We start from the raw sequence: 3014 nt of genomic DNA, 5'->3' as shown, positions 1-3014 counted from the left end.
GAAGGAAAGGTACAGGAGATTATGTTGGGGATTTGTTTAAGGCAGTGCGAACGTTAAACCCGGCTACAGTTTTCTCTAAAAAAGGAGGAGGTGAGGCCACGAAACCAATAATGCCTTTAGAAGAGGCTCAGGAATCAAAGGGTATTGTCAAAATTTTCTGGAATTTTTTGTTTAAAAATATAGATATGGGAGGTCTGATGCCTAGAATTTTTCTTGTCTTTTTATTAGCCTTAGCTGGATCTGCGGGGTGGTTTCTACGAGGTATACTAGAGCCTGACGGTTCATCAGTATCAGAAAAAGATGAAAATTATCAAGCAATGTATGCTGCTTTAATAAATGATTTTACTCCAAAAACAAAAGATATATTTAATCAGAGGAAGAATGATGGTCAAGATGAGAATTTACCTAAAAAAATTATTGCTAACATTAATAACAATAAATTAAAGAAACCAGAAGATATTATACGGTTTTGTCTTCTAGAGATACTAGAATTTCCTGAAGATTTCCAGTTCAGTGATATAAAGGCAGATGACAAATTTAGTGAGGCTGTATCTAAATATGAGGAAAAACAAATACAAAATGCTTCCAATGAGACAACTAAAGAAGATCGAGATACATACCAAGAGTTAAGTAGGGATATTAAAAACGAATGTTTATATCCTCGGCTTTCCTTAGAAAACAAAGATAAATATGATAAAAGTAATGAAGCAATTGAAGCAATAGCAATGGGATTGACAAAAAAGATAGAAGATTTAGTTTCAAGTAAAAGTTTACCTGTTAAAATTCCAAAAAATTTCTATGAAGATTTCTATAAAAATCAAAATCCACAAAATATCAACTCAAAAGCAATTGTACTGTACTGTGTAAAAAACGAACTGGGATTACCTCAAGAATTCCAGTACAGTTATATTGGGCAATATAATACAGAATGGGAGAAATTTAAGAAAGCAATCGAGACATATCAGAAAGAAAGAGTCAATATAGATTCTGATGGAGTAATTAATAAAGGCAACGATACACAAAAATATTTAAAAGACAATATTGAGAAAAAATGCTTAAAACCTAACTGAATCAGCTCAGTCACTTAACCCGCCGAAAAACCCAAACCTACTCAGTACATAATGAAACCTTACTTCTATATCCTTTCCGGAATAACTTCCGCTCTTCTAGGATGGAACATCGGACAACTTTTCCTCAGTGACTTTGGCTTATTTAATCTTTTGGCCGAAGCCGAAATTGACATCTTTCCCGAAATCATCCTATTTCCCTGCATCGCTATCTCCCTCGCGATCGGCAGTGTTGCTAACGAAATCTTAGTTAGTAACCCCACTCGTCCTAAAGTTAGCCTGCGGATGCTACCCGCTCCCTTATTCATCGCTTTCAGTATAGGAATTATCTCCGGTTTAATAGCAGGTGGCATTTACCAAATCCTCCTAGCACCCGGAATAGATGTTTCCCCTGTCATTGTTCGCATCTGTGGTTGGTTGATAGTAGGAGCTTCCGTTGGTCTCGCTGAAGGGTTTAGCTGGCGATGGCGTAGCATTGAAGTTGGCAACCCCAAATACTTTCAAAAACGTCTTATTCTTAGCGTTTTCGTAGCTAGTATTGCCAGTCTCATAGCTGCCAGCGCCTTCGAGTTAGTGCGTCGAATTCAGGGAACTATGCCAGAAGCTTTCAAATCTTACGAAGATCCTTTTGGCTTTGCTGTTCTGGGGTTGTGTTTGGGAATTGCCTTTAGCATTACCAACTTTACCCCTAGTTATTTACCAGCATTGAGAGCAGGAAGTGGATTCGAGTATTCAGGGGAAGAATACAACGATATCGATCCCCGTCGGACAGTCCTCAGTCGAGACTATCCCAGGATAGTCAGTTCCAAACTCAAGTTTATCAGTTACCGTTCTCAATACGAACCCGATGATGATGACAAAATTGAGGAAGGTTTGTCTATAGAACTTCCCAATCAGGGAACCATTCGTATTGGTTCGGCAAGCATAGCTCAGATCTGCCTTCCCCACCTCCCGTTGCACGCTGCGGACATCCGTATCAAAGGAAAAAACGCAGTTTTAGATCCAAATCCAAAGTTTTTTGATAGCGTTGCCATTAATGGAACCCGACTCAGTTTCCGTCGTAAGATTCCTCTAAAACATAACTATGTCCTTACTTTCTATACTAATAGTCAAGATGATAATATCGAAGTTCCCGAATGCTACCGAATGGTCTTCTATAACCGCTTTTTCGATCCGATGGCTTAACTGAATAATGAATAATTAATAATTAATAATTAATAATTAATAATTAAGAGTTGATATTTAATAATGAATAATTAATAATTAATAATTAGGGCTTGCTGATTAAATCTAAAAGCATTGACATATCAAGACTTTAGCCTTTTTGTGGTCAAAAAAAATTCCTGGTTTTCAATCTCAAGCGCTCAAAAAGTTAATATTTTAGGCAAGAGTTGGGCAGAAAAATCTTGGGACAAAACGCCCGCTCCTACCTCCTCGCTCATTCCCATTTCTCCTGTTTCCTGTCTCCTGTCTCCTGTCTCCTACCCTTACCCATAAGACTTTTTCAGCAAGCCCTAATTAATATCATGTTCGGATAATTACTTATAATAAAGTTTTTGTTTGTAGTTGGGCTTGAACCTCTGAAATGCTTAGTATTAGGACTAAAGTCCAACTGCGAGCCTAATTATAACTGTTCTACCGAACATGATATTATTCATTCAACAATTCACGCCTTGAAGCCTCCCCTTTTAAGGAGAAAAAATCAAAAAAAATCCTTACTAAATAATGAATAATGAATAATGAATAATTAATACCATGTTCGGATAATTACTTGTAATAAAGTTAATTAATAATTAATAATGAATAATGAATGTAGAACTTGGGATTAAAACAGCAATTAAAGCCGTGATGAACAATCGGGTAAAGCGGGAACATATTGAGACTTTAGAAAATGCTCTGGCAAACCCACAACTGAATGATAATTATTGGCAACTTATTTTAGATAAG

1 protein-coding gene and 1 pseudogene are annotated in these 3014 nt (G+C 36.6%); both read left to right on the top strand.

The window, feature by feature from the left end:
* Positions 1-1070, top strand: a pseudogene (locus tag F6K54_RS39080) (hypothetical protein); the annotation flags it as partial.
* 51 nt (positions 1071-1121) lie between these two features.
* Positions 1122-2252, top strand: coding sequence for a hypothetical protein (locus tag F6K54_RS39075; RefSeq protein WP_293089599.1), 1131 nt, complete (start codon positions 1122-1124; stop codon positions 2250-2252).
* The last annotated feature ends 762 nt before the right edge of the window (positions 2253-3014 follow it).

The sequence above is a fragment of the Okeania sp. SIO3B5 genome, assembly GCF_010692555.1.
Taxonomy (GTDB): Bacteria; Cyanobacteriota; Cyanobacteriia; order Cyanobacteriales; family Microcoleaceae; genus Okeania.
This window is presented reverse-complemented; position numbering and strand designations above follow the sequence as displayed.

Bases quoted from the DNA above. Each gene is read 5' to 3' on its own strand.
- F6K54_RS39075 (WP_293089599.1), top strand. From the start codon at position 1,122: ATGAAACCTTACTTCTATATCCTTTCCGGAATAACTTCCGCTCTTCTA.